Source organism: Psychrobacillus sp. BM2 (genome assembly GCF_048572895.1).
Taxonomy (GTDB): domain Bacteria; phylum Bacillota; class Bacilli; order Bacillales_A; family Planococcaceae; genus Psychrobacillus.
The window spans coordinates 2,490,826-2,516,143 of sequence record NZ_CP183878.1 but is presented as its reverse complement, the minus strand read 5'-3'; the positions used below and the strand labels follow the sequence as shown (position 1 = coordinate 2,516,143).

Genomic DNA, 25,318 nt, shown 5'->3' with positions numbered 1-25,318 from the left:
GGGGATTCCTAATGTCGTTACCAGAAATTTCTAAATTGGGACATGTTGCACTGGTTACACCAGATCTTGAAAAATCACTTTGGTTTTTCCGAGATGTAATCGGATTGGAAGTAACAGCAGAAAATAATGGGACCACCTATTTACGAGCTTGGGGAGATTTTGAACATCATACACTTTCACTCACGGCTGGGGATAGGGGATATGTTGACCATATTGGCTGGAGGACAAAGAAACCAGAGGATGTAGAGGGTTTTGCGCAATTACTGGAAAAAGCAGGAACAGAAGTACATTGGATAGAAGCAGGTGAAGAGGCAGGACAAGGAAGGGCGATTCGTTTTAAATTACCTAGCCAACACTCCTTTGAGCTATATTATGATGTTGAAAAGCCTGGAGGAGATGATAGGACGAAATCAGTTCTAAAAAATCAATCTCATAAGTCATGGAACCGAGGAATCTCTCCAAGAAGAATTGACCATGTCAATGTTGCAACTTCTATGGATGTGGGTGAGATTATTGAATATTTAAGTACACAATTAGGGTTTAATTTACGTGAATATGTGAAGTACACGAAGAATGAGCAAGTAATGGCAGGTTGGATGAGTGTCACCCCTTTAGTGCATGATATAGCAGTAATTTACCGACCTGAGGCTAAAACACCAAATCAGCTCCACCATATTGCATATTGGTTAGATAACGCACAAGATCTTCTTCGCGCGGCAGATATTTTATCAGAAGAAGGTATTAAGTTCATTGGACCAGGAAAACATGGAATATCACAGGCTATCTATCTCTATGTCGTGGACCCGGGAAGTGGCTGTCGAGTGGAATTATTTAGTAACTCTTACTTAATCTTTGAACCAGATTGGAAAGCCATCGAGTGGACTGAGGAAGAGCATGCGTTTGCTAATACTTATTGGGGAGAGACTGTAAGCGATAAAGAATTGAATAAACCATTAATTGAAGCTTAATTATAGAAATTTAATATTACTAAACAGCAGCCGATCAAGGCTTATAAAATAGAAACTTGGAAATTGAAAGATGGGTAAGGTTTATCAACAAGATGTAAGCGCTTTAAAGACTAGTGGATACCTCTATTGTATATGTCAATTTGTAAAAGATTACTAGGACACAAGATATACAGAATAAAGGTCAGGCTTTATATAAAAGGAGAAAAAGATGGTTCAAGAAAAGCTGCGACTAAAGGATAAAGTCGCGATTATTACCGGCAGTACTTCAGGAATTGGAGAAGAAACGGCTAAGTTATTTGCCGACGAAGGAGCCAGTGTAGTCATTGTTGGTAGAAGACAAGACCGTGGTGAAAAGGTAGTTGAAACAATCCGTCAAAATGGTGGCAATGCTATATTTGTTAAAACAGATGTAACGAAAAATGAAGACCTTAAAAATATGGTGGATAAAACGTTAGCTAATTTTAAACAAGTTGATATTTTAGTCAACAATGCCGGGCGTATTATACAAAAGCCATTTACAGAAATAACGGAGGATGATTGGGAACAATATGTTCGCCTTAACTCTTATTCTTACTTTAGAGCAATGCAAATTGTCTTGCCTCATATGGAATCGAAAGGGTCAGGTAGCATTGTAAATGTTACCTCAGCTGCTGCAATTAATGTCCGAAAAACACATGCACTTTATAGTTTTACTAAAGCTGGGATCACACATATGTCCAAAATTGTAGCAGCGGAATACGCAGATAAAGGGATAAGAGTGAATTGTTTATTGCCAGGGGTAGTATACACTGAAATGATTGCTGATAATCCAAGAACACCTGAAGTGGCAAAAGGAATCCCTTTAGGGAGAATGTCAACTCCTGAAGAACAGGCAAAATCTGTGTTGTACTTAGCATCTGAAGATTCTTCATTCATGACAGGTTCATCCATTGTTACTGATGGTGGGGTCACAGGAATATAAAAATCTGCATGTTTCCTGAATTGTGGACATAGGTCAAAAATTGTGAAGAAAGTTAGCAATACACAATTATCCTATCATTCTTTAAAGAAATTTAAAATTGCGGTTATAAAGTACTAGTAGAAAAAATTAGGGGTGAAAACATGCTAAGTCAAACAAATGAGAAGACACTAACCGAATTTCAACAATTGTTGTTGGATGCAGAGCGAATTGGCAAACTTGCTGAGTCGGAAGTAGAAGAAATGGAGAAAAACCAAACCGTTTCGGAGAATGTGATTAAAGCTTTGAAAGAAACGCAAATACCTAAACTACTGCTACCTAAAAGATATGGTGGTCCACAAGTAAGTTATAGAGAATACTCTGAGATTATTAGAAAAGTTTCAAAATATAATATGTCTGCCGGATGGATAACATTTTTATATACTACCCACAATATTTGGGCAGCGTATTTGCCTGAAAAAGGTAGAGATGTAGTCATCAATCAAGGTGGATTAATTGCTGATATTTTTTCACCAATTGGTAAAGTAGAGGTTGATGGGGATGGCTTTCGTTTATCAGGTACCTATAGCTTTGTAAGCGGTGTTCTACATAGTGATTGGGTAGCGGTGGGGGCATTTATGGAATACCCGGGAAGCGGGCAAAAAGAACATGTCGCTTTTAATCTACCAACAAGGGATGTTCAAATTATTCGAAATTGGGATGTGTTAGGTCTAAGAGGTACAGGAAGTAACCAAGTTGTGGTGGATAATATCTATGTTCCTAAAGAGCAGGTATTACGCTTAAGTGAGATTGATAAGGTTATGCGCCCGCTTGATGGAACTGGTTTTGATGAAGACTATTTCTTTTTTAACAAACCATTCTTTGTACCATTTATCGCTGGGTTTAGTATGGTGGCACTTGGAGGTGCAGAGCGACTAATCGAAGAATTCAAAGAACGCACAGAAAAGAGAACGAGGCTTCGTGGAGTAGTTGCGAAAGAATCGCGTCATCAAGGTGTATTAGCTGAATTAAATATACGCTATTTTGAGGCAGAGGGTTTAATGTCACGTGTTTTTGAAATGCTAGAAAATTACAATCCAAATGATGGAGATCAACGAGCAGAATTCGCTGCCATTCGAGCTAGAATTATTCATAATTGTACAGAGATTGCCCAAAGAGTGTTATTAGTTCTGGGTGGTTTCTCCTTATATAAAGGTCATCCCGTTGAATTATTCTTTAGAGATATGCATGCCGTAAGTGCTCATCGATCTAATTTATATGATGATTCCATCGAGGCATATGGTAGGTCATTATTTGGTTTTGAACATGGTGTGGTTGGTTAAGAGGGGGGATCCTTGGAGAATACATTGAAAGCATCTAACCTTTTGTAAGGGTTTACAAAGGGACAAAAGCAGTTTTATCCAAATTAGAGGGGAGTTTATACGATGAAACCAAAAGGGATAAAGTGGAAGTTGTTTGTATTTGCTATCGTAGGTTTACTTGTTTTGATACTTGCTGCTTGTGAGGGTAAGGACAAGAGTACAACTGAGGCGAGTAAATCAGATGACGATGTGATTAAATTAGTTGTTAATAGTTGGTTTTCTAGCGATGCCGACGTTCCAAACAACGTTTGGAAACCGTGGGAAAAATATGTTGAAGAAAAAACAGAGGGACGAGTGGAGGTAACGGTTCACTATAATGGTTCCCTTGCCGCATCAAATGAAGTGTTAGAAGGTGTTAAAAGTGGACTGTTTGATGTTGGTGATACCATTGCACTTTACTATGAAGATTCGCAGTTGTTTCCACTAACAGTAGGAGAGTTACCATTTGCAGCAGGTGGTGATCCAGACAAAGCAGCCAAAATTATGCAGGAATTCTCAGCCGAATATTTGGATGAAATTTGGGACGGTGTGGTTAAAGTAGGTGTTGGTTCCCCACCACCGAACCATGCTTTCTCTACAAAGCCGATTGAGAGTCTGGATTATATGAAAGGAAAAACTGCCCGCGCATCCACAGAACTTGAAGCCTTATTTGTTAAGAGTATGGGAGGCATACCTACACAAGTAAGCTTTGAAGAACTCTATAATTCATTGGATAAAGGAATTATTGAAACATTTTTCACTACTCAAGATGTATTTGCAGCCATGCAATTAGCAGATGTAGCTCCTTACTTTTTGGAGCAGCCTGTAAAAATTGCTGTTGGAACAGCCCTTATGAATGAAGACTTCTTCAATTCATTGCCAAAGGATTTACAAACATTGTTTGATGAAGATATTAATCCAAAGTGGCAAGAATTATATAAAGAGAATGCTAGAAAAGTCATGGAACGTAATGTTGAAGTTGTCAAAATGGCAGAAGATGCTGGCGGAGGTGTGACGAAATTCTCTGACAAAGAATTACTAGAGTTTCAGCGATTTGCTGTCCCAGTTTGGGAACAATGGGTAAAAAATGCGAATGAAAAAGGTTACCCTGGGGATGAAATGCTCGAACGCTATATTGAAATTTCTAGGGAACATGGTGTTGACTTAGAATTTCTTAAATAGAAATTATTAAAAAACTAAGATGTATGATTATTTAATCTCTACACCTTGGTTTATAAAAAGTTTGTTCTTACCCCTTTTTTCTTCTATTTATAGATATAAAAATCTACAACTTGAGGGTGATCAAATGAAAGTATTTTCTACTAGTGTGTTCTATATGATGAATATATTGAAAATCATTGGAATGATCTGTTTGGCCATAGTAATGCTTATTATTTCGGTTGGGGTCATCTCGCGTTTATTGGGTAGACCGTTGTTAGGAGTAATTGAATTAGCTGAAATTTTCCACTTTTTCGTCATAATATTCTCATTTGGGTATACACAAGCAAAAAAGGAACATATCGCCATTGGCTTATTGGTTGATCGTTATTCACCTAAAGTTCAATTGATTTTTGATAATATTGCCCATGTCCTAACCGTTTCCGTTTGCATCGTAATCACTTATATATTCTTTTTGACTTCAATGGAAGAGACAAAAACGACTTTATTATTGGATTTTCCTTTTATGATATTAAAAATCATCGTAACTATTGGATTTTTTGTTTGGGGACTAGTTGCACTTAGTCAAATTAGTTTCAAAACACCACCGTCTGAAAAGGAAGTGTCGTCAGATGTCTAATGAAATGATTGGAGTATTGTTCATTATTGTTATGTTCCTATTGCTAACTATCAGAGTGCCAGTTGCGATTTCCATGGCTGTTCCAGCGATAGTAGGAATATTGTTTATGAGAGATTGGAATGTTTTAGTAAATGTTATTGATTTAACGATTATGAAAAACTCGCTAAGTTATACGATGACCACGATTGCCATGTTTGTCCTCATGGGAGAATTAATGAACTCTTCTGGAATCAGCAATAGTTTGTATGGTACATTCAAAGTATGGTTTGGTAAAGTTCGAGGTGGTATGGCACTTGCAACGGTTACTGCAGGAGCCATGTTCGCAGCCTCCTCAGGATCAAGTATTGCAACAACAGCATCTCTCGGATCGATTGCCTCGAAAGAGATGATAAATAATAATTATAGTAAGGCTTTAACAAGTGGTTCCATTATCGCAGGCGGGTCTTTAGGAATATTGATCCCACCTAGTACCTTTATGGTCTTATATGGGGTAATTGCCCAACAGCATATTGGGAAACTTTTAATAGCAGGCTTATTGCCAGGATTATTATTAACTCTTCTTTATATTATAACAGTAGTGATCTATGTGAAAATACACCCAAATGCTGCGGATATAGGGCAAGGTAGTTCTTGGTCAAACCGCTTTAAAAGTTTATCGAGTATCTTGCCTATCGCTATCCTGTTTACTTTTGTTATTGGGGGCCTTTTTATAGGGTTATTTGGACCTACTGAAGCTGCAAGTATGGGGGCTTTTGGAGCTGCCATTATTGCCCTTATAAAAAGAAAACTGACGTTTAAAGTCATTGTGGAAGTGCTAGAAAAAACCCTTAAAACAGTGGGTACCTTATTTGGGATCTTATTATCCGCGCTCTTTTTAAATAGTTTCATTGTTCAATCAGGTTTACCAGCCTATCTAAATGATTTTTTAACAGGTTTAACATTAGCACCCGTGTATATTTTTATTATTATTGTTTTGATGTATATTATTTTAGGTGCATTTATGGATGCAATGGCAGCTATGCTTGTTACGTTCCCGATTGTTTTGCCACTAATAGAATCATTGGGGTATGACCTTATCTGGTTTGGTGTTGTGATGTGTATTTTAATGGAATTAGCATTAATATCACCGCCAATAGGGATGAGCATATTTGTCTTAAATGGTGTAGCACCAGAATTAGGTTTGGGCAATATCTATAAAGGGGCATTAGCGTTTTCTATTCCTATTCTTGTACTAATCGTATTAGTCTATATTTTCCCAGATATTATCTTGCTTTTACCAGGTCACATTTAGCGATACAGTAATAATCCAGAGAGTAGACAATTCTTAAAGTCTCTAGTTAATTGCAACAATGGAGGCAGTTTCTCGTAAGGATCATTATATTATTGAACTTGTTGACCAAGATTAAGAAGTGCAAAACAGACGCAGCTCGCTTTATATCATTAAGCGGGCTATTTGTTTGTAAAGAAAAGTTTGAATAAGAAGTTTAAATAGAAAACTAGTACGAACATAGTTAAATAAATAGGTAAATCTTTTAAAACTAGGAGGAGCTATTTTGTCATTAAGCCATGAGATTGTACAAGCTATCCGTCAAAGACAGAAACGAGGATTACCAGAGTATATTCGTGAAAAGGTGATTCTCCATATATGTGATACAATTGCTATTTCCTTACCTGCTTATAAAGGAGCTCCTATCGCATTAAAATCTATAGCGGGTCTTTCCATAGGTGTAAAAGGTGGGATAGGTAGAGTAATAGGAAGTGAGTATCGATTACCTCCAGCCTATGCAGCATTTGCTAATACAGCTTTAGCACACGCTTTAGACTATGATGATATCAATGATTTAGCTAGAATTCATCCAACCCCTGTTACATTAGCAGCCGCATTAGCAGCTGCTGACGCTGAGGTTTCAAGGAGAACGGACCTTATTACTGCAGTTGCACTTGGAAACGAGTTATTGTGTAGATTGGGATATGCAATCGAACCCAAGGGTACGGGTGCAGATTCCAAATGGTTTTTAAGTCAACTGTTTGGTTATTTAGGTGCCGCAATCACTGCTGGACTTGTACTTGGATTAGATGATGAGGAATTGGTTCATGCTTTGGGACTAGCATATATGCAAGCGGCTGGCGGAAAAGAGCCGGGAGTTGGAACTGGTTCCCAAGCAAGATCTATTTATCCCGCGTTTGCATCAATGGGGGGTGTTCAAGCGGCATTTTTGGCTAGAGAAGGGGTAAGCGCACCTACGAGCTGTATGGATGGGAAAACAGGTCTCTTTATAAATTATTTTGGAGAGAATTTAAATGAAAAACAACGAAGCGTATTATTGGAAACTGAAACATGGGCATTTTCCGATACTTCTATTAAACTTTATCCTAGTTGTCGTTACTCACATCCATTTATTAAATCTGCCCTCGTACTTCGGAAGCATTTTAGGCTTAATGAAATTAACCAAATCGTGATAGGGATCAATAAAACAGCCAATATGCTATGTCAACCACTTGAGAATCGTTGCAATCCAAAAACATTACAAGATGCTAAATTTAGTATTCCATTTATGGTTGCTTTTGCTTTGGTTCATGGCAATGTTCACTTGAATAATCTGACTGAGGAGGCGCTTGTTGATACTAAAGTATTAAATTTGACAAAACTTATAAAAATTGAACAAACTCAGGTTGATACGCCTGGAATTCCTTTAGGTGATATTATGATAGTAACTGCCAAAGGAACAAAAAGACAAATTGAACGAATACTTCCTGAAACGCCTTTTGACGAAGTGAAGAAGAAATTTATCGAATGTTGTCAGTATGCTAACGTAGCTGAACCTGAAGGACTGTGGGAAACGTTAAGACATAATCTAGATTTTGATGAAGTTAGTAGATTGCCAATGATAATTCATTAAAATCCTTGGAGCATGCCCACAATGGTGTAGAGGCAAATTTTAATTTCGACATTTGTGCAAAGTATGTTTCGTTCAGGAAACTATAACGACAACTCGGTGATGTAGAACTTCTTTGCATTACGAAGTCGGAATTCCTCCACCTATAGAAATTTGAAAGTGTAGAACATATTAAATTAGAAATAGAAAAATATATCATTTACTTTAACACGGAACGGATGAAGGAAAAATTAAAAATGAGTCCGGTGTATACCGAACTCATTTTGAGCAAGCTGCCCGATGAAATAACCGTGTGTAACTTTTAAAGGTCATTTCAATTTCGCAGGGCTTTTCAATTTGGAGAAGTTTGTTTCTCATTAATCCACCAATCAATATGATCCAAATTAAAGACGATCATATTTGTCATTGGTCTTAAGTGAGGAATCTCCTTGTTAATGATTAGTTCATTTATTTCCTTTTCAGTAAGTGGATATCCTACTGTGTCTAAATAAAAAGATAGTTTGTTTACTCCATAGGCTCTTCTCAATTAATCACCTCCCACCAAAATCTCTTCCTGGAAACAGATAAAGAAAGTTTAGTAAAAGATACTAATTTTAAGTCTATGTATTTTAAATACCCATTAATAAAGAAAATAATCATGCATTAATTTCTTGCTTTTCGAATAGTCAACAGTATTCCAAATACAACCCCGATGAAAGACATCGCTGAAATGATAAAGTAAAAAGTCTGTCCTCCAAATTCTTTATATAGGAACCCACCTGCATAAGAAGCAATAATGCTAGACAAACCGAAGAATAATAATGCTAGAACAGTTTGGCCGGTAGCGCGCCATTCTTTTGGCATGATGTTATATAAGTACTGAATTGCCGCAGTGTAAAAAATAGGAAACGTTAGCATCTGCAATAACTGTAGAATAGTTAGGGTAACGGGGCTTGTTACATAACCTGATATAAAAAAACGTAAGAAATAAAAGAACGTTGCTATCGTAATGATTTCCAATTCCTTGCCCTTTCTTAGCCACCAAAAACTAAGAGCAAAAATAATGATTTCACTACCCCCTGCTAAGAAAAAGGCAATACCTACTAAGGATGTATCTCCACCTAATGTCGTAATATGTATCCCCAAAAATGTATCATTCATACGAGCAGGCACCGAACTTATAAATACTAATGCTAAAAATAGTAGCATCTCTTTGTTTTGTAATACTTGTTTTAAGCCTGCCATGGTCACAGGTTTCGGAGAAGCTTGTACATCCGGCATAAACCATACAATTCCAAATGAAAGAAGTCCCAATAGAACAAATAATATAGATAGACTGCCCACCCCAAAATAATCCATCGTAAACCCGGCAATTAAAGACAAAATTGCATAGCCAAGTGCTCCATATGTCCGAATAGAACCATAACTAATACGGGCCATCTCTGAAACAGTGAAATTTAAGCTTTCTGTTAATGGATCGAGTGGCATGAGGAAAAAATACACTAACAATGCAAAAATAATGAGTAACACAAAGCTATCGAAGTTAAATAAAAAATAACCAGAAAGAGAAGTCAAACAAACAAGTATTAACATTACTTTACGAATTGTTTTTGTTTTATCACTGATGAACCCCCATAGTGGCTGTGCAATTAACGTTACAAATCCCCCTGTACCTATAATGATTCCAATTTCACTCGTAGATAATCCTTGTTCACCTAAATACACTGGCAAGAAAGGAATGAAGACTGCAAGTAAACCAAAAAACAAAAAATTATATCCTTTTAATAAAAAATGTACCTTCAATAAGAATTCTCCTTTTCTATAAAACTAATCATCTATGTAATAAGATTATTAACTTAATTATTGTAACCGATTTGCTTGTTGAATAGCTGTTTTTATTAGAATAAACTAGCGTTTAAATTCACTAATAAGTATGAATAATAAATCTGTTATAATTTCTGTATAAAGGAGAGACGATAGGGAGGAAGATATGATGTTTAGAATGTTTAAAAAAGAAGAACAAGAAGATATTTATGATTGGCAAGATGAAATAATAGAAGAAGAAATAGGGATACTTATTCACTATACATCCGTAGCAGTGTATATGTATATATGTTCAGAGGGCCGAATTGAAAACGAAGATGTTCTTTTGGATTCGTCCGGAAGAGAAACTATCGTACAAGGAAATACTATATCGATAGTTGTTGAAAGTATAACTGAACTAGATGAAATTATAGAACTTTACGGACTGAATAAAATAAATCTTCCTTTATTTACAATAGATGTATCGTTGTATTGATTTAGAAAAGAGAGTAATAACAGGGGGCAAGCAATGTTGAAAAGGAGATTTGGAGATCGCTCTGATTGGAAGCGAATTAGGAAGAGAGAGTACGCACAATCTTATGTCGATAAGGAGGAATTCACTGGATATATAACACTACTTAACCTCGTTCATGTGACGAAGCCTCTATGGGTAAAGTATGATGACAAAAGCGTATGTATTGTAGATGATGGGTATATGTGGTTGCAACACTTTCCGATAGGGAAGAATTATTCCGTCACTACAATGTTTGATGCAAACGGGGAAGTAATCCAGTGGTATATAGATATTTGCAAAGAAATAGGAGTTGAAAATAATATTCCATGGTGGGATGACTTGTTTCTAGATATTATCGTATTACCTACAGGAGAGATTATTCAACAGGATGAAGATGAATTGGAAGCTGCCTTGAAAAACGGGTTGGTTGATCAAGATTCGTATAATTTGGCATGGACTCAAGCAAATAAGATTAAGAATAGTATTATGGAAGAAAGTTTTGGTGTACTTAATTATTCTAAGGTCCATAAGGAACTGTTAACGGAACTACTTAGGTAGGAGGGGGGATTGAAATGCGTAAAGTGGAGGTAGTGACATATTCAGAGGATTGGAAGAAAGATTTTGATGAAGAAGCGATGCGGATTGAAAAGATTATTGGTTCAGAAATAATAGCTACTCATCATATTGGAAGCACGTCTGTAAATGGCTTGAGCGCAAAACCAATTATCGATATTATGCCGGTTGTTCGGGATATCAAGAAAATCGATACCTTTAACCACGCAATGATAGCTATTGGGTACGAACCAAAAGGAGAAAATGGACTTCCTGATCGTAGATACTTCCAAAAAGGAGGAGACAATCGAACGCACCATGTCCATATGTATGAAATAGGTAATCCTGAAATTGAACGACATCTTGTATTTAGAGATTTTTTGAGAGTGCATCCTAATATTGCAGAAAAATATGGAGATCTTAAAGAAGCATTAGTAAAGAAGTTTCCATATGACATCGAATCGTATATTAGCGGAAAAGAGCAACTAGCATCGGAAATCGAACGAGAAGCATTGGAATGGTATAAAGGAATAGATTAACTGGATTTTTTTCAAGCCTTCAGTGGACAAAGATTATTATCAGCATAGGGGTTGGACAAATGTTGGAAAATGAAATTACAAAACTATTAAATATAAATTACCCAATCATCCAAGCGCCAATGGCGGGAGGGATTGCTACATGTTCATTAGTAGCTGCTGTTTCTAATAACGGAGCACTTGGAATGATTGGGGCAGGATATATGAGTCCAATCCAATTACGGGAACAGATCAGAGAGGTAAAGCAGCTAACTTCGAATAATTTTGGTGTAAATCTATTTGTTCCAGGCGAATTTGAGATCTTTGAAAACGATGTAGAAATGGCGAATAGCTTATTAAACCGATTTCGTGAGGAACTAAACATACATGAGGAAAAGATCACACTTCCAAACATGGAAAATGCTTTTCAATCTTATATGGAACAAATACAAGTAGTTATTGAAGAAAAGGTACCTATCTGTTCCTTTACATTTGGTGTTCCGAATGCTGATATAGTAGCAGAATTTAAACTGGAAGGAATTATTTCTATTGGAACAGCTACAACTGTGGAGGAGGCAGTTTCTATCGAGAAGCTTGGAATGGATGTGGTAGTTCTGCAGGGTAGTGAAGCTGGTGGCCATAGGGGAAACTTCCTAAGTGGGCATGAGGAAAGCCTAATTGGTTTGATGTCTTTGATTCCACAAGTGGCAGACAATGTATGTATTCCAATTGTCGCAGCTGGTGGGATAATGGACGGAAGAGGATTAATGGCTGCTTTAAATTTGGGTGCAAAAGCTGTTCAAATGGGCACTGCTTTTTTGACTTGTGAAGAAAGCGGGGCAAATCCTTTACATAAAGAAGCAATCATGCACTCGAAAGATGGAGATACAACATTCACTCGTGCATTTTCTGGAAAATGGGCAAGAGGCATAAAAAATAAATTTATAATGGAAATGGAAGAACACGAAGATAGTTTTCCAAACTTTCCGGTACAAAATTCACTAACCCAATTGATTCGAAAAGAATCTGCAATTCAAAATAACATAGAATATATGTCACTATGGTCTGGTCAAAGTGCGGCACTTGCTAGAATTGAGACAGTAGAAGAACTTGTTAAGAGGGTTATGGATGAAGCGAGGAAAGTAAATAGATAATCCCACAAGAAGTTATGATAGATAATGTGCTCATTCGAAATAGTTGAACTGGGGGATGAAGACTCCCCCAAAAAAATGATATTTCACTGTTTGAATTAATACTATGCTTTCTAACACCAAACAATAATTTCATAGGGTGTGGTTTGGGCCGGGATACTTCTTGTAGTAGGTCCATAGATAATAATTAGATTTCGGTTAGCTGGATTTTTTGTAAAAGCTTGCCCATTTGTCAATAATATTGGGGTATATGGTGAAATATTTAATTTTAATTGACCATCTCTGCTTTCGAACTGGCTGTTAAAGTAGTCTACTTTTACATATTGATTTGGATTTTCTTTTACTATAATAAGTGCCCGATATTGTGGTGGGAATATAAGAGGAACAGCTGCATTTCCATCATAATATCCGCTTACCCTATCTCCTACTGATACCATTTGATGGTCTACAAAATAAGTAGTGGGGGACACCACGAAATTTACTAAATTTCCGTTGCCGTTATCTACGGACATTAGTGTATAACAACCTTCACCTTCACCATTAGTCCCTATCATAAAATCACTAATCATGGTAACAGTACCATGAAAAGCTTGGAAATTTATCATACTCAAACCTCCATCGTTAGTTAAACATATACTTATATATGTTATGCATCCCTGAGGCTTTATGTTATCTTGACTTTACAATAAATATTCATAATAAGGCTCTTCTTGCTCAGTATCTTCAAACCACTTCATTCCCATATAGGTAAAACCAATCTTTTCTAAAATCTTTAACGAACCTAGATTTAGGGGATCTGCTGATGCAGTGATTATTTTAATATTTCCTTTGTTCTTAGCAAGCTTCAGACAAGCTGCAGCTGCTTCTGTTGCAAAACCTTTTCCCCATGATTTTTTGCTAAAATGATAAATTAATTCTATTACATCCATAGAATCAGTTGGATTAAAACCAATTGCACCTATTACTTCATCCGATTCTTTTTCTGTTACTGCGTAAACGGATAAACCTCTGTCTTCATGCAATTTACGATATCCCTCTATCACTTGGGGAAGCAACTCATGTGCAGAAGCATCATCACATAGCGACATAACTTCTTGGTTACCCCAAAATTGTTTTGCTGCCTCTACATGTGCTAGTTCAAACACGCATAAATACAACCGTTCTGTTTCAAAAATAATTTCCAATTAGTTCGACCCCCATGCTAAAATCTTCGCTTGTTTACAATTTTAATCGCTTTCTGTGTATTAGCAAAATGCCATTTGGTGATGGACTTAAGAAATTCTTCTCCGTGCTTCAAATAAATTTTAGCCGCTATTTCATCGACTTTTGCACTTGCTCCTTTTGGTATCGTAGTATTTGCTATTTCAGTTAGACGGTCCATCTCTTTTAAGAATGCATATCTTGCTATAATAGATGCTGCTGCAACTGAAACATGAAGCTGCTCAGCTTTTGTCGAAAACAATACGTTTTCACGGATGATTTCTTTCTCCGCTTTAATATGATTATAGTAAATGCCACGTTCTGCAAACTGATCTATTAGTATAAATGCCGGTTTTTCAGTGTCCATTTTTGTTAATACAAGTTTAAGTGCTTGGTTATGCATAAGAGCTTTTATCTTTCCTTGAGACCACCCACGGGATTGGATATCATTGTATTTTTCGTTTTTCAATACGAGGACGGAGTGTGTTAAAGTCGCCATTAAGTCAGGTGCCATTTTACGCATTACATCGTCTGTTAACATTTTGGAATCTTTGACGCCTAGTTCTTTGACTAGCTCAACTTGCTCGCTACTTACAAAGCAAGCTGCAACTGTAATAGGACCGAAATAATCTCCAGTTCCTGTTTCGTCGGAACCCAATACGGATAAGGAAGAAAAGTTAGGAGGTAAAATATCTCCTTTAGCTGCACTAGTTGCTAACGTTTTGCTGGCACTTGTACCCCATAAAGATGCCTCCCGTGTAGCCCCGTTCCCCTGAAACATAACCTTGCCTGATTTATAGATGGTAATCGTTGTATCAACTAGCTTTGCTGCAAATACCACTCCAGGAGCAGAGCGTTCTACCTTAAATTTCATATAATGGGATTTTACTTTTTCTATTTCATTTGGTTTCATTAATAAGACTTCGTTTGACATTCGTTCGTTCCTTTCTTCACATCGTAATCTATTTCGTGTTATTATTAGTATTAGGATTTTCTGAGGAGGGTTATGGCTTTGTCAGAACAAGAAAAAACACGAATTTCGGTTGACATATATGGACAGAATTATAAAATGGTCGGTTCTGAATCTTCTGGCCATATGAGACTAGTAGCTTCAATAGTGGATGATAAAATGAGAGAAATACATTCACATAATAGTCAGCTGGATATTGCAAAGCTTGCTGTACTCACAGCTGTAAATACTGTACATGATTACATAAAAGTAAAAGAACAATTAGAGCTTTTAGAAGAAGAATTGAAAAGGTTAAAGGACTGAAAATATGTTAGATATAATTATATTAATATTACTTGTGGGCGGTTTAATAACTGGTGCAAAACGTGGATTAATTGTTCAGCTAATCCATATGACTGGTTTTATTGTTGCACTCATAGTGGCTTACACTTATTATAAACCACTTGCAGATAAATTTGTTTTATGGATTCCATTTCCTGCCGTAACAGCTGGCTCTAAATTGACCATTGCAGTAGAAAGTTTAGATTTGGCTCAAACATTTTATCGAATTATTGCCTTTGCGCTTATTTTTATAGTGGTGAAATTTGCCTTACAAATGATTGCATCTATGTTTGACTTTTTAAAGTATTTACCTATTTTAGGCTTTGTAAGCAATATTGTCGGTGCAATCTTAGGATTTATCGAATTTTATTTTATTTTATTTGTATTGCTCTACGTGTTTGCTTTATTACCAATCGATTTTATTCAAACATTAATATCTGGTTCAGCTTTAACCGGATGGATGTTAGATCATACGCCGATCCTATCGGAAATGGTTAAAAATTGGTGGTATATTTATATTGAAAAGTAACTTCTCTCAGTAGAGGGAAGTTTTTTTAAAAGTTAAGTATATAAAAATGTACCGTGAACGATAGGTTCAAAATACATTACAGAATGAACTATACTGCTGATTTTCGCTTCAGGCGGACGCTTTCCGCGGGCTTGGCTTCAGCCTCCTCGTTCGCTGCGAAAACATATGCTCCTGCGGTTACTCGTCGCAAAGACATTGGTCAAACAAAGTTCGACCAATGTCTTTCCAGCGGGGTCTTCAGCTCAAGCTAATCCCGCTGGAGTCGCCGCCTTCCGCTACAATCAATTTAATGTGCAGTGCTCCACTCTAAGATATAGCATAGTTTATCGCTTAGATGATAAGATTGGTCAAATTTTTGAAAGTGATAAATTATTTGTAATCGCTTATGAATTAGAAACACTATTCTGTAATGAAGGGAAGAAAGTAAATTTTCTTTATTAGTAGTGGATATAAAGAGAAATAGTAAGTGTTTACTAAGTAAAGAAGCGAAATAGCGAACGAAATTGTATCTTCGAGAGCTTTCTCTATGAATTGGAAAGGATTTTTTCTCTAGTTATTTAAAAATGTATTAACCTGTTTCTAGAAGTAGTAGAAGGGCGACGGACAGGCAAACGCCATAAGATTACCGAAAAAAAGGATGATGGTTGGTTGGTTGTGACGTCCGTCACAACCAACCAACCCTAAAAATTCACTCGGTAATCATATAGCAAAACGTCTGTCCAGAGTCCTTCGAAAACGATAGAAACAGGTTTTGAACTTAAAGGACCGGGCATCTTTAGTTAATTGAAATGAAAGGGGTGTCATCGTTGGACAAGAAGACGATTATTAAAACATTAGAAAAAATTGCATTATATATGGAATTACAAGGTGAAAATCCTTTTAAGGTATCTGCTTTTCGAAAAGCTGCACAAGTGCTTGAGTTAGATGACAGAAGTCTGTCTGAAATGGATAATATCCTCTCTTTAAAAGGAATTGGTGCAGCAACTGGAGGAGTAATAGAGGATTTAATCACTACTGGTGAATCTTCATTGCTTATAGAACTCCAAGAAACAGTTCCTAGTGGCTTATTACCAATGCTTAAAATTCAAGGGCTCGGCGGTAAAAAAATCGCTAAGCTTTACAAAGAATTGCAGATTGACTCCGTTGACGCATTAAAGATGGCATGTCAGGAAGGGAAAGTCCAGAGTCTTCCGGGTTTTGCTAAGAAGACGGAAGAGAAAATATTATTAGAAATTGTAAACCTTCAGTCTAAGCCGGAACGAACTGCAGTTTGGCAAATTGAACCTATCGTTGAGCTAATAGAGCACAAACTTTCTTCCATTTCTTTGATAGATAAATTTTCTGTTGCGGGGTCTTTCAGAAGGGTCAAAGAAGCGAGTAAAGATATCGATTTTATAATTGCTACAAGTTCACCACAAGAAGTTAGGGAAGAACTATTAAAAGTACTTCCTGTACAGAAGATAATTGCCGCTGGAGATACGAAAGTTTCCGTAACTCTAGATGTGGAAGTGGAGATTGATGTCGATTTCCGACTTGTGGGGTTAAACCAATACGCCTCTGCATTAAATCATTTTACTGGTTCGAAAGACCATAATATTAAAATGCGTCAGATCGCAAAAGACCAAGGTAAGAAAATAAGTGAATATGGCGTTGAGCTATCAGATGGAAGTGTGGAGCATTTTGAATCTGAAGAAGACTTTTATGCTTATTTTGATTTGCCTTTTATCCCCCCATCTGTTCGAGAAGATGGATCAGAATTTTCCAAGCTAGATCAGCTGCCTTTATTAGTACAGCTAAAGGATATACAAGGCGATTTTCATATGCATAGTACTTGGTCAGATGGGGCTCACTCTATAGAAGAAATGGTAGAAGTATGCCGTGCTAAAGGCTATTCACATATGGCCATTACGGATCATTCAAATTATTTAAAAGTAGCTAACGGGCTTTCTAAAGAACGATTATTAAACCAAATGGACATCATAACTGAGTTAAATGAAAAATACACAGATATTGAAATACTTTCTGGTACTGAGATGGATATACTACCAGATGGCTCGCTCGATTTTGAAGATGATGTTTTGGCGCAACTAGATTTTGTTATAGCTTCCATCCATTCTAGTTTTAGTCAACCGCAAGAAAAGATTATGGAAAGACTCTTAACAGCAATGAAAAATCCGTATGTTCATATGATTGCACATCCAACTGGAAGAATAATCGAACAAAGAGATGGTTATAATCCAGATGTTCCAACGCTCATAGAATGGGCGCAAGAATATGGCAAGATTTTGGAGTTAAATGCAAATCCTTATCGTCTCGATTTGAGCACAGAATATTTGAAGTTAGCGCAAGAAAAAGGTGTTCCAATAGCCATTAATACGGATGCTCATCATATCGATCAGCTGAAATATATGGATATTGGTGTTCGATATGCTCAAAAAGCTTGGTTGCATAAAGACAATATCGTGAACACTTGGTCATTTGAGAAGTTTAAGAAATATATACAGAAATAATTAGGAGGTGCCTCGGTTGATAGCTGAAAGAGCACTGAGAACTTTAGAATATTATAAAATTAGAGAAGAAGTTTCAAATTACTGTACTTCATCTATTGGAAAAAGCCATATAGATAAACTCGTACCTTCCGTTGATTTTACAGAAGTGACGAAGTTGTTAGAGGAAATGGATGAAGGGATGGCAATTCTCAGGTTACGTGGAAATGTTCCAATGGGAGGGATGACAGATATCCGTCCTCATGCTAAACGTGCCCAAATTGGGGGTATGCTTAGTCCTACGGAATTAATGGAAATTGCAAGTACCATTCGCGCAAGTAAAATATTACGTCAATTTTTAGAAAATGTAGCAGAATCGGAGGATGTTAAAATTCCTCACTTCTTGAAGATGAAAGAGGATATCCCGGTTTTAACAGCTCTAGAACATGAAATAAATGATTGTATCGATGAAAATGGTTCGGTGTTAGATAGTGCTAGCAGTACATTGCGCTCTATTCGGCAACAATTGCGTTTACAAGTTAGCCGTGTACGTGAGAAATTGGAAAGCTATACAAGAGGGGCCAATGCTGCAAAAATGCTTTCAGATTCGATCATTACAATCCGAAATGATCGATATGTTATTCCCGTAAAATCGGAATATCGCAGTCATTACGGCGGGATTATCCATGACCAATCCTCATCGGGACAAACATTGTTCATTGAGCCTTCAGCAGTAGTACAAATAAACAATGATATACGGAGCTTAAAAGTAAAGGAACAGGAAGAGATTAATCGTATCCTTATCAGATTGACAGCTGAGGTAGAAATAGTAGGACATGACATTTTCCTTTTAGTAAATGTACTGGGAGAAGTTGATGTAATTTTAGCTAAAGCAAAATATGGTCAAGCCCAAAAATGTACGATGCCAATTATTAATAACAACGGATATATTCGTTTAGTGAAAGCAAGACATCCACTTATTCCAATAGAGACAGCTGTTCCTAATACAATCGAGTTTGGGAAAGACATTACGACTATTGTCATTACAGGACCGAACACGGGTGGTAAAACGGTTACACTGAAAACAGTTGGTCTTTGTACATTAATGGCCCAAAGTGGACTTCCTATTCCTGCCCTGGATGGTTCTGAAGTGGCATTGTTTGAATCGGTATTTGCAGATATTGGAGATGAGCAATCTATTGAGCAAAGTCTAAGTACTTTTTCTTCTCATATGGTTAATATTGTCGATATATTAAAAAAGTATGATGATAAATCATTGATCATATTTGATGAGCTTGGAGCAGGAACCGATCCACAAGAAGGTGCAGCACTCGCAATATCTATTTTGGATGCAGTACATGGGACAGGCGCTCGGGTAATGGCTACGACACATTATCCTGAACTAAAGGCATACGGATATAATAGACCTGGTGTTGCTAATGCAAGTGTTGAATTTGACATAGAAACCTTAAGTCCAACTTATAAACTGTTAATCGGAGTGCCTGGAAGAAGTAATGCTTTTGAGATATCCGAACGACTTGGATTACCAGAATATATTATTAACCAAGCACAAACCTTTACGGGGACAGACCGTGGAGAAGTGAACTCCATGATTGCCTCATTAGAGGACAGTCGTCGTCAAGCGGAAAAAGATGCAGAAGAAACGGAAGTTCAATTGGTTGAAGCTCGTAAAGTAAAAGAAGATTTAGAGCTAAGACTAGCGGAATTGGAACAAAGTAAAGAAAGACTAGAACAAAAAGCAAAAGACAAGGCAAAGAAAATTGTAGATGAAGCTCGTCGAGAAGCAGATGATATTATTAGTGAACTACGTAAAATGCAATCAAATACACATAAGCTCGTAAAAGAGCATGAATTAATCGATGCAAAAAAACGTCTTGATGCTGCTTTACCAAATAATCCAGTATTGAAGAAGCAAAAAAAATTAAATGAAATGGCTAAAGAGCTGAAAGCTGGAGATGAAGTAAAAGTCTTGAGCTTCGGTCAAAAAGGGACTCTACTTGAGAAATTATCTAAAACAGAATGGTCTGTTCAGATTGGCATGCTAAAAATGAAACTAGATGAATCAGATCTTGAATTTGTAAAACCAGAGAAACAAAAACAGACTGTTTCAGTGAATTCAATTCGTGGAAGAGATTCAAATGTCAAACTAGAGTTAGATCTCCGGGGAGAACGATATGAAGATGCTATCATGCGTACAGAAAAGTATTTAGATGATGCAATTCTTGCAAATTATCCAAGAATTTCTATTATTCATGGAAAAGGTACCGGTGTATTAAGACAAGCTATACAACAGTTTTTGAAAAACCATTCTCGTGTGAAAAGCTATCGTTTCGGTGAGGCTGGTGAGGGTGGTCACGGAGTAACCGTTGTAGAATTAAAATAAATTTATAAATAATGAAACTTTTTATCGGAATCTCCGTATAGAAGGAAAAGTTAAAAGGGGTTTTTAAGCATGCTTCTATCCAGTTTCTGGTCAAACCCACTCGTAGAGTCTGCAGGTTATTTTAGCGTTGTTATTCTATGTTTGCTCGTTTCGATGGTTATTTTTGAAATAGTTACGAAATATAAAAATTGGGAAGAAATAAGAAAAGGTAATGTAGCAGTTGCACTTGCTACTGGTGGGAAAATTTTTGGTGTATGTAATATTTTTAGATATTCTATTGAACAACATAATACTTTATTTGAAATGATTGGTTGGGGCTTATTTGGATTTACATTACTAATTATTGCATACTTGTTATTTGAATTTTTAACTCCAACCTTTAATGTTGATAATGAAATCGAAAAGGATAATCGTTCAATTGGGTTTATTTCACTAGTTATTTCAGTCGGTTTATCATTTGTTATTGGTGCAAGTATTTCTTAGGAGCGGTTATAATGGAAAAATTGTCGAAAATTTTATTGGCTGTGGGCCTACTATTTGTCTTAGTAGGTATAATATATATCGTTATAAATTAATACAATAAGTTAATAGCGTATTTGTAGACTGCAATGTAGCACTTTTTATCTTAATGATGAAGAAGTAAACGTTGCAGTTTTTTTATTTCTTGCTAGTAAACTTAAAAAACTCTTTTTATTAAAGAATTGAATTGTCATTCATTTTTCTCTATAATTAAAATAGGAATATTCACGCTATTATAAACAAAGGGGGCATTCAAATGACAGAAAAGCCGTGGTTAGCACAATATCCACCAGAAATTCCGCATACGCTCGATTATGAACATATTCCTGTTCAAGAGTATTTAACAAGAGCGTATAAAAAATTTCCGGCAAAGATTGCCATACATTTCATGGGGAGAGATGTATCATACAAAGAGCTTTACGAGTCATCATTGAAATTTGCTAACTATTTACAATCGATTGGTATTCAAAAGGGAGACAGAGTAGCAATTATGCTACCAAACTGTCCGCAAGGGGTAATTGGGTACTACGGCGCATTATATGCTGGAGCTATTGTTGTTCAAACAAATCCTCTTTATACAGAAAGAGAAATTGCATATCAAATGAAGGACTCAGGAGCTAAAGTTATTTTAGCAATGGATATATTATATCCACGGGTTACAAAAATTTTAAAAGATACAGATCTAGAGAATGTTATCGTTACTGGTATTAAGGATTATTTACCATTTCCTAAAAATCTTGTTTATCCTTTTATTCAAAAGAAACAATATGGATTTAGTGTTAAAGTAGAGCATCGAGGGATGAATCACTTATTTCCGGAGATCATGAAGGTTGGAAAAGCTGAACCGATCAGTATGGCTTTTGATTTTGAAGAGGATATTGCACTTTTACAATATACAGGCGGTACAACAGGATTTCCAAAAGGGGTTATGCTTACCCATAAAAACTTAGTATCTAACACTACTATGTGTACAGCATGGAACTACAAATGCAAAGAAGGCGAAGAAACTATATTAGGGGTTCTCCCATTCTTTCATGTGTATGGAATGACTACGGTTTTAATATTTTCTGTTATGCTAGGTAATAGAATGGTATTGTTACCTAAGTTTGATGTGGAAACTGCATTAAAAACGATAGATAAGCAAAAACCAACTATTTTCCCAGGAGCACCAACGATTTATATAGGATTATTAAATCATCCAGATATCCAAAAGTATGATTTATCTTCGATTGTAGCTTGTTTAAGTGGGTCCGCTCCATTACCATTAGAGGTACAAGAAAACTTTGAGAAAGTTACAGGTGGTAGATTAGTAGAGGGCTATGGCTTAACCGAAACCTCTCCAGTAACACATGCGAATTTGATTTATTTGGAGGATCGGGTTAAAGGATCGGTAGGTATTCCTTGGCCGGATACAGAAGCATCGATTTTTGCAGTTGACTCCACGACACCATTACCTTTTGGAGAAATTGGAGAAATTGCAGTTAAAGGACCTCAAGTTATGAAAGGGTATTGGAATCGACCAGAGGATACGGAAATGACTATGCGTGATGGCTGGTTTTTAACTGGCGATTTAGGGTATATGGATGAAAGCGGTTACTTTTATGTGGTAGATCGCAAAAAAGATTTAATCATTGCTGGAGGCTATAATATTTACCCTAGAGATGTGGAAGAAGTGCTATATGAACATCCCGCAATTCAAGAATGCGTTGTTGCTGGAGTTCCAGATCCATATAGAGGAGAAACAGTGAAAGCATTTGTAGTAGTTAAAGAAGGAGCATCCGTGACAGAAGATGAGTTAAATACTTTTTGTCGTGAAAACTTGGCAGCATTTAAAGTACCAAGAATCTATGAATTTAGAGCAGAACTTCCGAAGACGGCTGTAGGTAAAATTTTGAGAAGAACATTAATAGAGGAAGAAAAAGCGAAACAAAAACAAGTAGTACAAAGTTAATTGATTATTGACAACCAATAAAATTAAATATAATATAAAAATATGAATGAATCATCATTCATATTTTTTTTTATTCAGCCAGGACTATAACATAAGCTAAAAAAAGTTTAAGTCTTCGGCAGATGTAACAGATTTTGAAGGAAGTTTTCTAAAAGGATGATAGCTTAAGTACGTTGCCTCTGTGCGACAATGGCTACCTGACCTGTATCACGTAGGCCTCCATTCAAAGTCTGAACGCAATTACCTTATGGGGTAATTGATTAATTGGTGGTGAATTCATATTGAAAAAGGACAAACCAAAATATAAGCAAATCATTGACGCGGCAATTATCGTAATCGCTGAAAATGGATATCATCAGTCCCAGGTTTCTAAAATAGCCAAACAGGCGGGAGTAGCTGACGGCACAATTTATTTATATTTTAAAAACAAAGAAGAAATTTTAGTTTCAGTTTTTGAAGAAAAAATGGAAATATTTGCAGAAAATTTAAAGGAAATAATTCAACAGGACATTAGTTCCTCAGAAAAGCTATATAAAATGATTGAGAATCATTTTATGGTGCTATCGAGCGATCACCATTTAGCAACGGTCACGCAGTTAGAATTAAGACAAGCCAATTTAGCATTGCGATTACGAATTAATGCAGTTTTAAGAAATTATTTAGTGTTATTAGATACCATCTTAAAAGAAGGGATCGAACAAGGGGAATTTGAACATTCGATCGATATTCGCTTAGCAAGACAGATGGTTTTTGGTACAATTGATGAGACGACTACTACTTGGGTCATGAACGAACATAAATATGATTTAGTTGATCTAACAGGTAAAGTACATCGTCTATTGTTAAATGGGGTAAAAGGTTAACAAAGGGAGTGGGAAAATGGAATTTCTGTCATGGACTATTGAAGAGGGTGTAGCAACTGTAACACTAAATCGTCCACCAGCAAATGCTTTGGCGAGAGGAGTTATTTTAGAAGTAAATGAGTTGCTAGATGCAGTAGAAAATGATGATGCTGTTCGGGTGATCTTGCTAAAAGGAGAAGGTAGATTTTTCTCAGCAGGAGCAGATATCAAAGAGTTTACCTCCATTACATCTGGAGCAGCATTCTCGGAGCTTGCAGCAAGTGGACAAACAATTTTCGAAAGAGTAGAAACTTTCTCGAAACCTGTAATTGCTGCAATTCATGGTGCTGCACTAGGTGGGGGACTTGAACTTGCGATGAGTTGTCATATTCGACTTGTATCAGAGAATGCCAAACTTGGGCTACCGGAGCTACAGCTAGGCTTAATACCAGGTTTTGCTGGTACGCAGCGTCTGCCCCGTTATGTAGGATTTGCAAAAGCGGCAGAAATGCTATTAACAAGTGATCCGATTAGCGGAAAAGAGGCAGCTCAGTTAGGTCTTGCTAATCACGCATATGCGGAAGAAGATCTATTTGAACAGGCCAATAAGCTTGCAGTTAAAATTGCGAAGAAAAGTCCGATAGCTGTAAAAACTGCATTGGCAATGCTTCAGTACTCTAAACCAGTTTCATATCATGAAGGTGTTAAGGCAGAGGCAAATGCTTTTGGAACTGTATTTGTTTCAGAGGATGCAAAAGAAGGCATTTCTGCATTTATTGAAAAAAGAGAACCTGTATTTAAAGGTAAATAATAATTTACATTGGGAGGATATCTAAATGAATATTTATGTTTTAGTAAAACGTACATTTGATACTGAAGAGAAGATCGTTGTAAGCGGGGGGAAAATTCAAGAAGATGGGGCAGAATTCATTATTAATCCTTATGATGAGTATGCTATTGAAGAAGCAATTCAAGTTCGAGATGCGCAAGGCGGAGAAGTAACAGTTCTTACAATGGGTGGAGAAGACGCTGAGAAACAACTTCGTACAGCATTAGCAATGGGCGCAGATAAAGCAGTCCTTATTAATATTGAAGATGATGTAGAAGAGCTGGATCAATTTACTGCTGCACATATCATTTCTGAATACTTAAAGGATAAAAATCCAGATTTAATATTAGCAGGTAATGTAGCGATTGATGGTGGATCTGGACAAGTAGGGCCACGAGTTGCTGAAAGCTTAGGCATTAACTATGTAACTACTATTACTAGCTTAGAGATTAATGGCACAACCGTGACAATCAAGCGTGATGTTGAAGGAGATACGGAAGTATTAGAAACTTCATTGCCATTATTGGTTACTGCTCAGCAAGGACTAAATGAACCACGTTATCCATCCCTTCCAGGAATTATGAAGGCGAAGAAAAAGCCTTTGGAAGAAGTAGAGTTAGATGATTTAAATATTGATGAAGATGATGTAGAAGCAAAAACAGAAACAATTGAAATTTATTTACCTCCTAAAAAGGAAGCTGGAAAAGTATTAGAAGGCGAGCTAGCTGATCAAGTTAAAGAGTTAGTTCATCTACTTCACTCGGAAGCGAAAGTCGTTTAACTTTTTCGGCA

The 25,318-nt window shown here is 36.5% G+C and carries 25 protein-coding genes and 1 pseudogene; 21 read left to right on the top strand and 5 right to left on the bottom strand.

From position 1 onward, the window contains the following. Window positions 1-11: 11 nt before the first annotated feature. The 8 genes and pseudogenes from ACN6MX_RS12320 to ACN6MX_RS12285 form a co-directional block, all read left to right on the top strand. The gene (locus ACN6MX_RS12320; protein ID WP_419959200.1) at window positions 12-968 is read left to right on the top strand and encodes a VOC family protein; all 957 of its coding nucleotides are present in this window, start codon (window positions 12-14) and stop codon (window positions 966-968) included. 208 nt (window positions 969-1,176) lie between these two features. Further along, on the top strand, window positions 1,177-1,929 hold the full coding sequence (locus ACN6MX_RS12315) for an SDR family NAD(P)-dependent oxidoreductase (RefSeq protein ID WP_419959199.1): 753 nt from the start codon (window positions 1,177-1,179) through the stop codon (window positions 1,927-1,929). 140 nt (window positions 1,930-2,069) lie between these two features. Continuing rightward, on the top strand, window positions 2,070-3,248 hold the full coding sequence (locus tag ACN6MX_RS12310; protein WP_419959198.1) for an acyl-CoA dehydrogenase family protein: 1,179 nt from the start codon (window positions 2,070-2,072) through the stop codon (window positions 3,246-3,248). Window positions 3,249-3,350: 102 nt separating this feature from the next. Next, window positions 3,351-4,448: a TRAP transporter substrate-binding protein gene (locus ACN6MX_RS12305; protein WP_419959197.1), complete on the top strand. Its 1,098-nt coding sequence runs from the start codon at window positions 3,351-3,353 to the stop codon at window positions 4,446-4,448. 124 nt (window positions 4,449-4,572) lie between these two features. Further along, window positions 4,573-5,064 carry a TRAP transporter small permease gene (locus ACN6MX_RS12300; protein ID WP_419959196.1) on the top strand — a complete coding sequence of 164 codons (492 nt, stop codon included), beginning with the start codon at window positions 4,573-4,575 and terminating at the stop codon, window positions 5,062-5,064. After that, a complete protein-coding gene (locus ACN6MX_RS12295; RefSeq protein ID WP_419959195.1) occupies window positions 5,057-6,355 on the top strand; it encodes a TRAP transporter large permease in 1,299 nt (432 codons plus the stop codon). The genes ACN6MX_RS12300 and ACN6MX_RS12295 overlap by 8 nt, the downstream gene beginning before the upstream one ends. A gap of 262 nt (window positions 6,356-6,617) precedes the next feature. Then, a complete protein-coding gene (locus tag ACN6MX_RS12290) occupies window positions 6,618-7,964 on the top strand; it encodes an MmgE/PrpD family protein (protein ID WP_419959194.1) in 1,347 nt (448 codons plus the stop codon). A 158-nt stretch (window positions 7,965-8,122) separates the two neighbouring features. Further along, window positions 8,123-8,266: pseudogene (locus tag ACN6MX_RS12285) on the top strand (IS3 family transposase); the annotation flags it as partial. Window positions 8,267-8,292: 26 nt separating this feature from the next. Here ACN6MX_RS12285 and ACN6MX_RS12280 read toward each other — a convergent pair. Together ACN6MX_RS12280 and ACN6MX_RS12275 are read right to left on the bottom strand one after the other, a co-directional pair. Beyond that, window positions 8,293-8,487 (bottom strand): hypothetical protein, encoded by a 195-nt coding sequence (locus ACN6MX_RS12280; RefSeq protein WP_419959193.1) that lies wholly within the window; start codon window positions 8,485-8,487, stop codon window positions 8,293-8,295. A gap of 116 nt (window positions 8,488-8,603) precedes the next feature. Further along, window positions 8,604-9,743, bottom strand: coding sequence for an MFS transporter (locus ACN6MX_RS12275; protein ID WP_419959192.1), 1,140 nt, complete (start codon window positions 9,741-9,743; stop codon window positions 8,604-8,606). 187 nt (window positions 9,744-9,930) lie between these two features. Between ACN6MX_RS12275 and ACN6MX_RS12270 the strand changes: the two genes are divergently transcribed. The 4 genes from ACN6MX_RS12270 to ACN6MX_RS12255 are packed head-to-tail and all read left to right on the top strand — an operon-like array spanning window position 9,931 to window position 12,478. Next, a complete protein-coding gene (locus tag ACN6MX_RS12270; protein WP_419959191.1) occupies window positions 9,931-10,239 on the top strand; it encodes a hypothetical protein in 309 nt (102 codons plus the stop codon). 33 nt (window positions 10,240-10,272) lie between these two features. Then, window positions 10,273-10,815 carry a DUF402 domain-containing protein gene (locus ACN6MX_RS12265; protein WP_419959190.1) on the top strand — a complete coding sequence of 181 codons (543 nt, stop codon included), beginning with the start codon at window positions 10,273-10,275 and terminating at the stop codon, window positions 10,813-10,815. Window positions 10,816-10,829: 14 nt separating this feature from the next. After that, window positions 10,830-11,348, top strand: a complete 519-nt coding sequence (locus ACN6MX_RS12260) for a GrpB family protein (protein ID WP_419959189.1) — start codon at window positions 10,830-10,832, stop codon at window positions 11,346-11,348. Window positions 11,349-11,407: 59 nt separating this feature from the next. Then, window positions 11,408-12,478, top strand: a complete 1,071-nt coding sequence (locus tag ACN6MX_RS12255) for an NAD(P)H-dependent flavin oxidoreductase (protein WP_419959188.1) — start codon at window positions 11,408-11,410, stop codon at window positions 12,476-12,478. A gap of 110 nt (window positions 12,479-12,588) precedes the next feature. Here ACN6MX_RS12255 and ACN6MX_RS12250 read toward each other — a convergent pair whose 3' ends face one another. The 3 genes from ACN6MX_RS12250 to rnhC form a co-directional block, all read right to left on the bottom strand. Next, window positions 12,589-13,080, bottom strand: coding sequence for a hypothetical protein (locus ACN6MX_RS12250; protein WP_419959187.1), 492 nt, complete (start codon window positions 13,078-13,080; stop codon window positions 12,589-12,591). A gap of 75 nt (window positions 13,081-13,155) precedes the next feature. Continuing rightward, the gene (locus tag ACN6MX_RS12245) at window positions 13,156-13,659 is read right to left on the bottom strand and encodes a GNAT family N-acetyltransferase (protein ID WP_419959186.1); all 504 of its coding nucleotides are present in this window, start codon (window positions 13,657-13,659) and stop codon (window positions 13,156-13,158) included. Between the two features lie 17 nt (window positions 13,660-13,676). Further along, the gene (gene rnhC, locus ACN6MX_RS12240; protein WP_419959185.1) at window positions 13,677-14,609 is read right to left on the bottom strand and encodes a ribonuclease HIII; all 933 of its coding nucleotides are present in this window, start codon (window positions 14,607-14,609) and stop codon (window positions 13,677-13,679) included. 78 nt (window positions 14,610-14,687) lie between these two features. Between rnhC and zapA the strand changes: the two genes are divergently transcribed. From zapA to ACN6MX_RS12195, 9 genes are all read left to right on the top strand, one after another. After that, window positions 14,688-14,948 (top strand): cell division protein ZapA, encoded by a 261-nt coding sequence (zapA, locus tag ACN6MX_RS12235; RefSeq protein ID WP_211894803.1) that lies wholly within the window; start codon window positions 14,688-14,690, stop codon window positions 14,946-14,948. A 4-nt stretch (window positions 14,949-14,952) separates the two neighbouring features. Further along, on the top strand, window positions 14,953-15,495 hold the full coding sequence (locus tag ACN6MX_RS12230; RefSeq protein WP_419959184.1) for a CvpA family protein: 543 nt from the start codon (window positions 14,953-14,955) through the stop codon (window positions 15,493-15,495). 806 nt (window positions 15,496-16,301) lie between these two features. Further along, window positions 16,302-18,005: a DNA polymerase/3'-5' exonuclease PolX gene (polX, locus tag ACN6MX_RS12225; RefSeq protein ID WP_419959183.1), complete on the top strand. Its 1,704-nt coding sequence runs from the start codon at window positions 16,302-16,304 to the stop codon at window positions 18,003-18,005. A gap of 16 nt (window positions 18,006-18,021) precedes the next feature. Further along, on the top strand, window positions 18,022-20,385 hold the full coding sequence (locus ACN6MX_RS12220) for an endonuclease MutS2 (RefSeq protein WP_419959182.1): 2,364 nt from the start codon (window positions 18,022-18,024) through the stop codon (window positions 20,383-20,385). A gap of 69 nt (window positions 20,386-20,454) precedes the next feature. Then, the gene (locus ACN6MX_RS12215) at window positions 20,455-20,868 is read left to right on the top strand and encodes a DUF350 domain-containing protein (RefSeq protein WP_419959181.1); all 414 of its coding nucleotides are present in this window, start codon (window positions 20,455-20,457) and stop codon (window positions 20,866-20,868) included. Window positions 20,869-21,160: 292 nt separating this feature from the next. Continuing rightward, on the top strand, window positions 21,161-22,855 hold the full coding sequence (locus ACN6MX_RS12210; protein ID WP_419959180.1) for a long-chain-fatty-acid--CoA ligase: 1,695 nt from the start codon (window positions 21,161-21,163) through the stop codon (window positions 22,853-22,855). Between the two features lie 281 nt (window positions 22,856-23,136). Next, entirely contained in the window at window positions 23,137-23,718 is a 582-nt protein-coding gene (locus ACN6MX_RS12205; protein WP_419959179.1) for a TetR/AcrR family transcriptional regulator, read from the top strand. Window positions 23,719-23,734: 16 nt separating this feature from the next. Continuing rightward, complete coding sequence (locus ACN6MX_RS12200) at window positions 23,735-24,508, top strand: enoyl-CoA hydratase (RefSeq protein ID WP_419959178.1); 774 nt, start codon at window positions 23,735-23,737, stop codon at window positions 24,506-24,508. A gap of 25 nt (window positions 24,509-24,533) precedes the next feature. Further along, on the top strand, window positions 24,534-25,307 hold the full coding sequence (locus tag ACN6MX_RS12195) for an electron transfer flavoprotein subunit beta/FixA family protein (protein WP_419959177.1): 774 nt from the start codon (window positions 24,534-24,536) through the stop codon (window positions 25,305-25,307). The last annotated feature ends 11 nt before the right edge of the window (window positions 25,308-25,318 follow it).

What these genes read in the sequence shown, in the direction of transcription:
- ACN6MX_RS12320 (WP_419959200.1), top strand. Translation starts at nt 12, where the DNA reads ATGTCGTTACCAGAAATTTCTAAATTGGGACATGTTGCACTGGTTACA.
- ACN6MX_RS12315 (WP_419959199.1), top strand. Translation starts at nt 1,177, where the DNA reads ATGGTTCAAGAAAAGCTGCGACTAAAGGATAAAGTCGCGATTATTACC.
- ACN6MX_RS12310 (WP_419959198.1), top strand. Translation starts at nt 2,070, where the DNA reads ATGCTAAGTCAAACAAATGAGAAGACACTAACCGAATTTCAACAATTG.
- ACN6MX_RS12305 (WP_419959197.1), top strand. Translation starts at nt 3,351, where the DNA reads ATGAAACCAAAAGGGATAAAGTGGAAGTTGTTTGTATTTGCTATCGTA.
- ACN6MX_RS12300 (WP_419959196.1), top strand. Translation starts at nt 4,573, where the DNA reads ATGAAAGTATTTTCTACTAGTGTGTTCTATATGATGAATATATTGAAA.
- ACN6MX_RS12295 (WP_419959195.1), top strand. Translation starts at nt 5,057, where the DNA reads ATGTCTAATGAAATGATTGGAGTATTGTTCATTATTGTTATGTTCCTA.
- ACN6MX_RS12270 (WP_419959191.1), top strand. Translation starts at nt 9,931, where the DNA reads ATGATGTTTAGAATGTTTAAAAAAGAAGAACAAGAAGATATTTATGAT.
- ACN6MX_RS12265 (WP_419959190.1), top strand. Translation starts at nt 10,273, where the DNA reads ATGTTGAAAAGGAGATTTGGAGATCGCTCTGATTGGAAGCGAATTAGG.
- ACN6MX_RS12260 (WP_419959189.1), top strand. Translation starts at nt 10,830, where the DNA reads ATGCGTAAAGTGGAGGTAGTGACATATTCAGAGGATTGGAAGAAAGAT.
- ACN6MX_RS12255 (WP_419959188.1), top strand. Translation starts at nt 11,408, where the DNA reads ATGTTGGAAAATGAAATTACAAAACTATTAAATATAAATTACCCAATC.
- ACN6MX_RS12250 (WP_419959187.1), bottom strand. Translation starts at nt 13,080, where the DNA reads ATGATAAATTTCCAAGCTTTTCATGGTACTGTTACCATGATTAGTGAT.
- rnhC (WP_419959185.1), bottom strand. Translation starts at nt 14,609, where the DNA reads ATGTCAAACGAAGTCTTATTAATGAAACCAAATGAAATAGAAAAAGTA.
- ACN6MX_RS12230 (WP_419959184.1), top strand. Translation starts at nt 14,953, where the DNA reads ATGTTAGATATAATTATATTAATATTACTTGTGGGCGGTTTAATAACT.
- ACN6MX_RS12215 (WP_419959181.1), top strand. Translation starts at nt 20,455, where the DNA reads ATGCTTCTATCCAGTTTCTGGTCAAACCCACTCGTAGAGTCTGCAGGT.
- ACN6MX_RS12210 (WP_419959180.1), top strand. Translation starts at nt 21,161, where the DNA reads ATGACAGAAAAGCCGTGGTTAGCACAATATCCACCAGAAATTCCGCAT.
- ACN6MX_RS12200 (WP_419959178.1), top strand. Translation starts at nt 23,735, where the DNA reads ATGGAATTTCTGTCATGGACTATTGAAGAGGGTGTAGCAACTGTAACA.
- ACN6MX_RS12195 (WP_419959177.1), top strand. Translation starts at nt 24,534, where the DNA reads ATGAATATTTATGTTTTAGTAAAACGTACATTTGATACTGAAGAGAAG.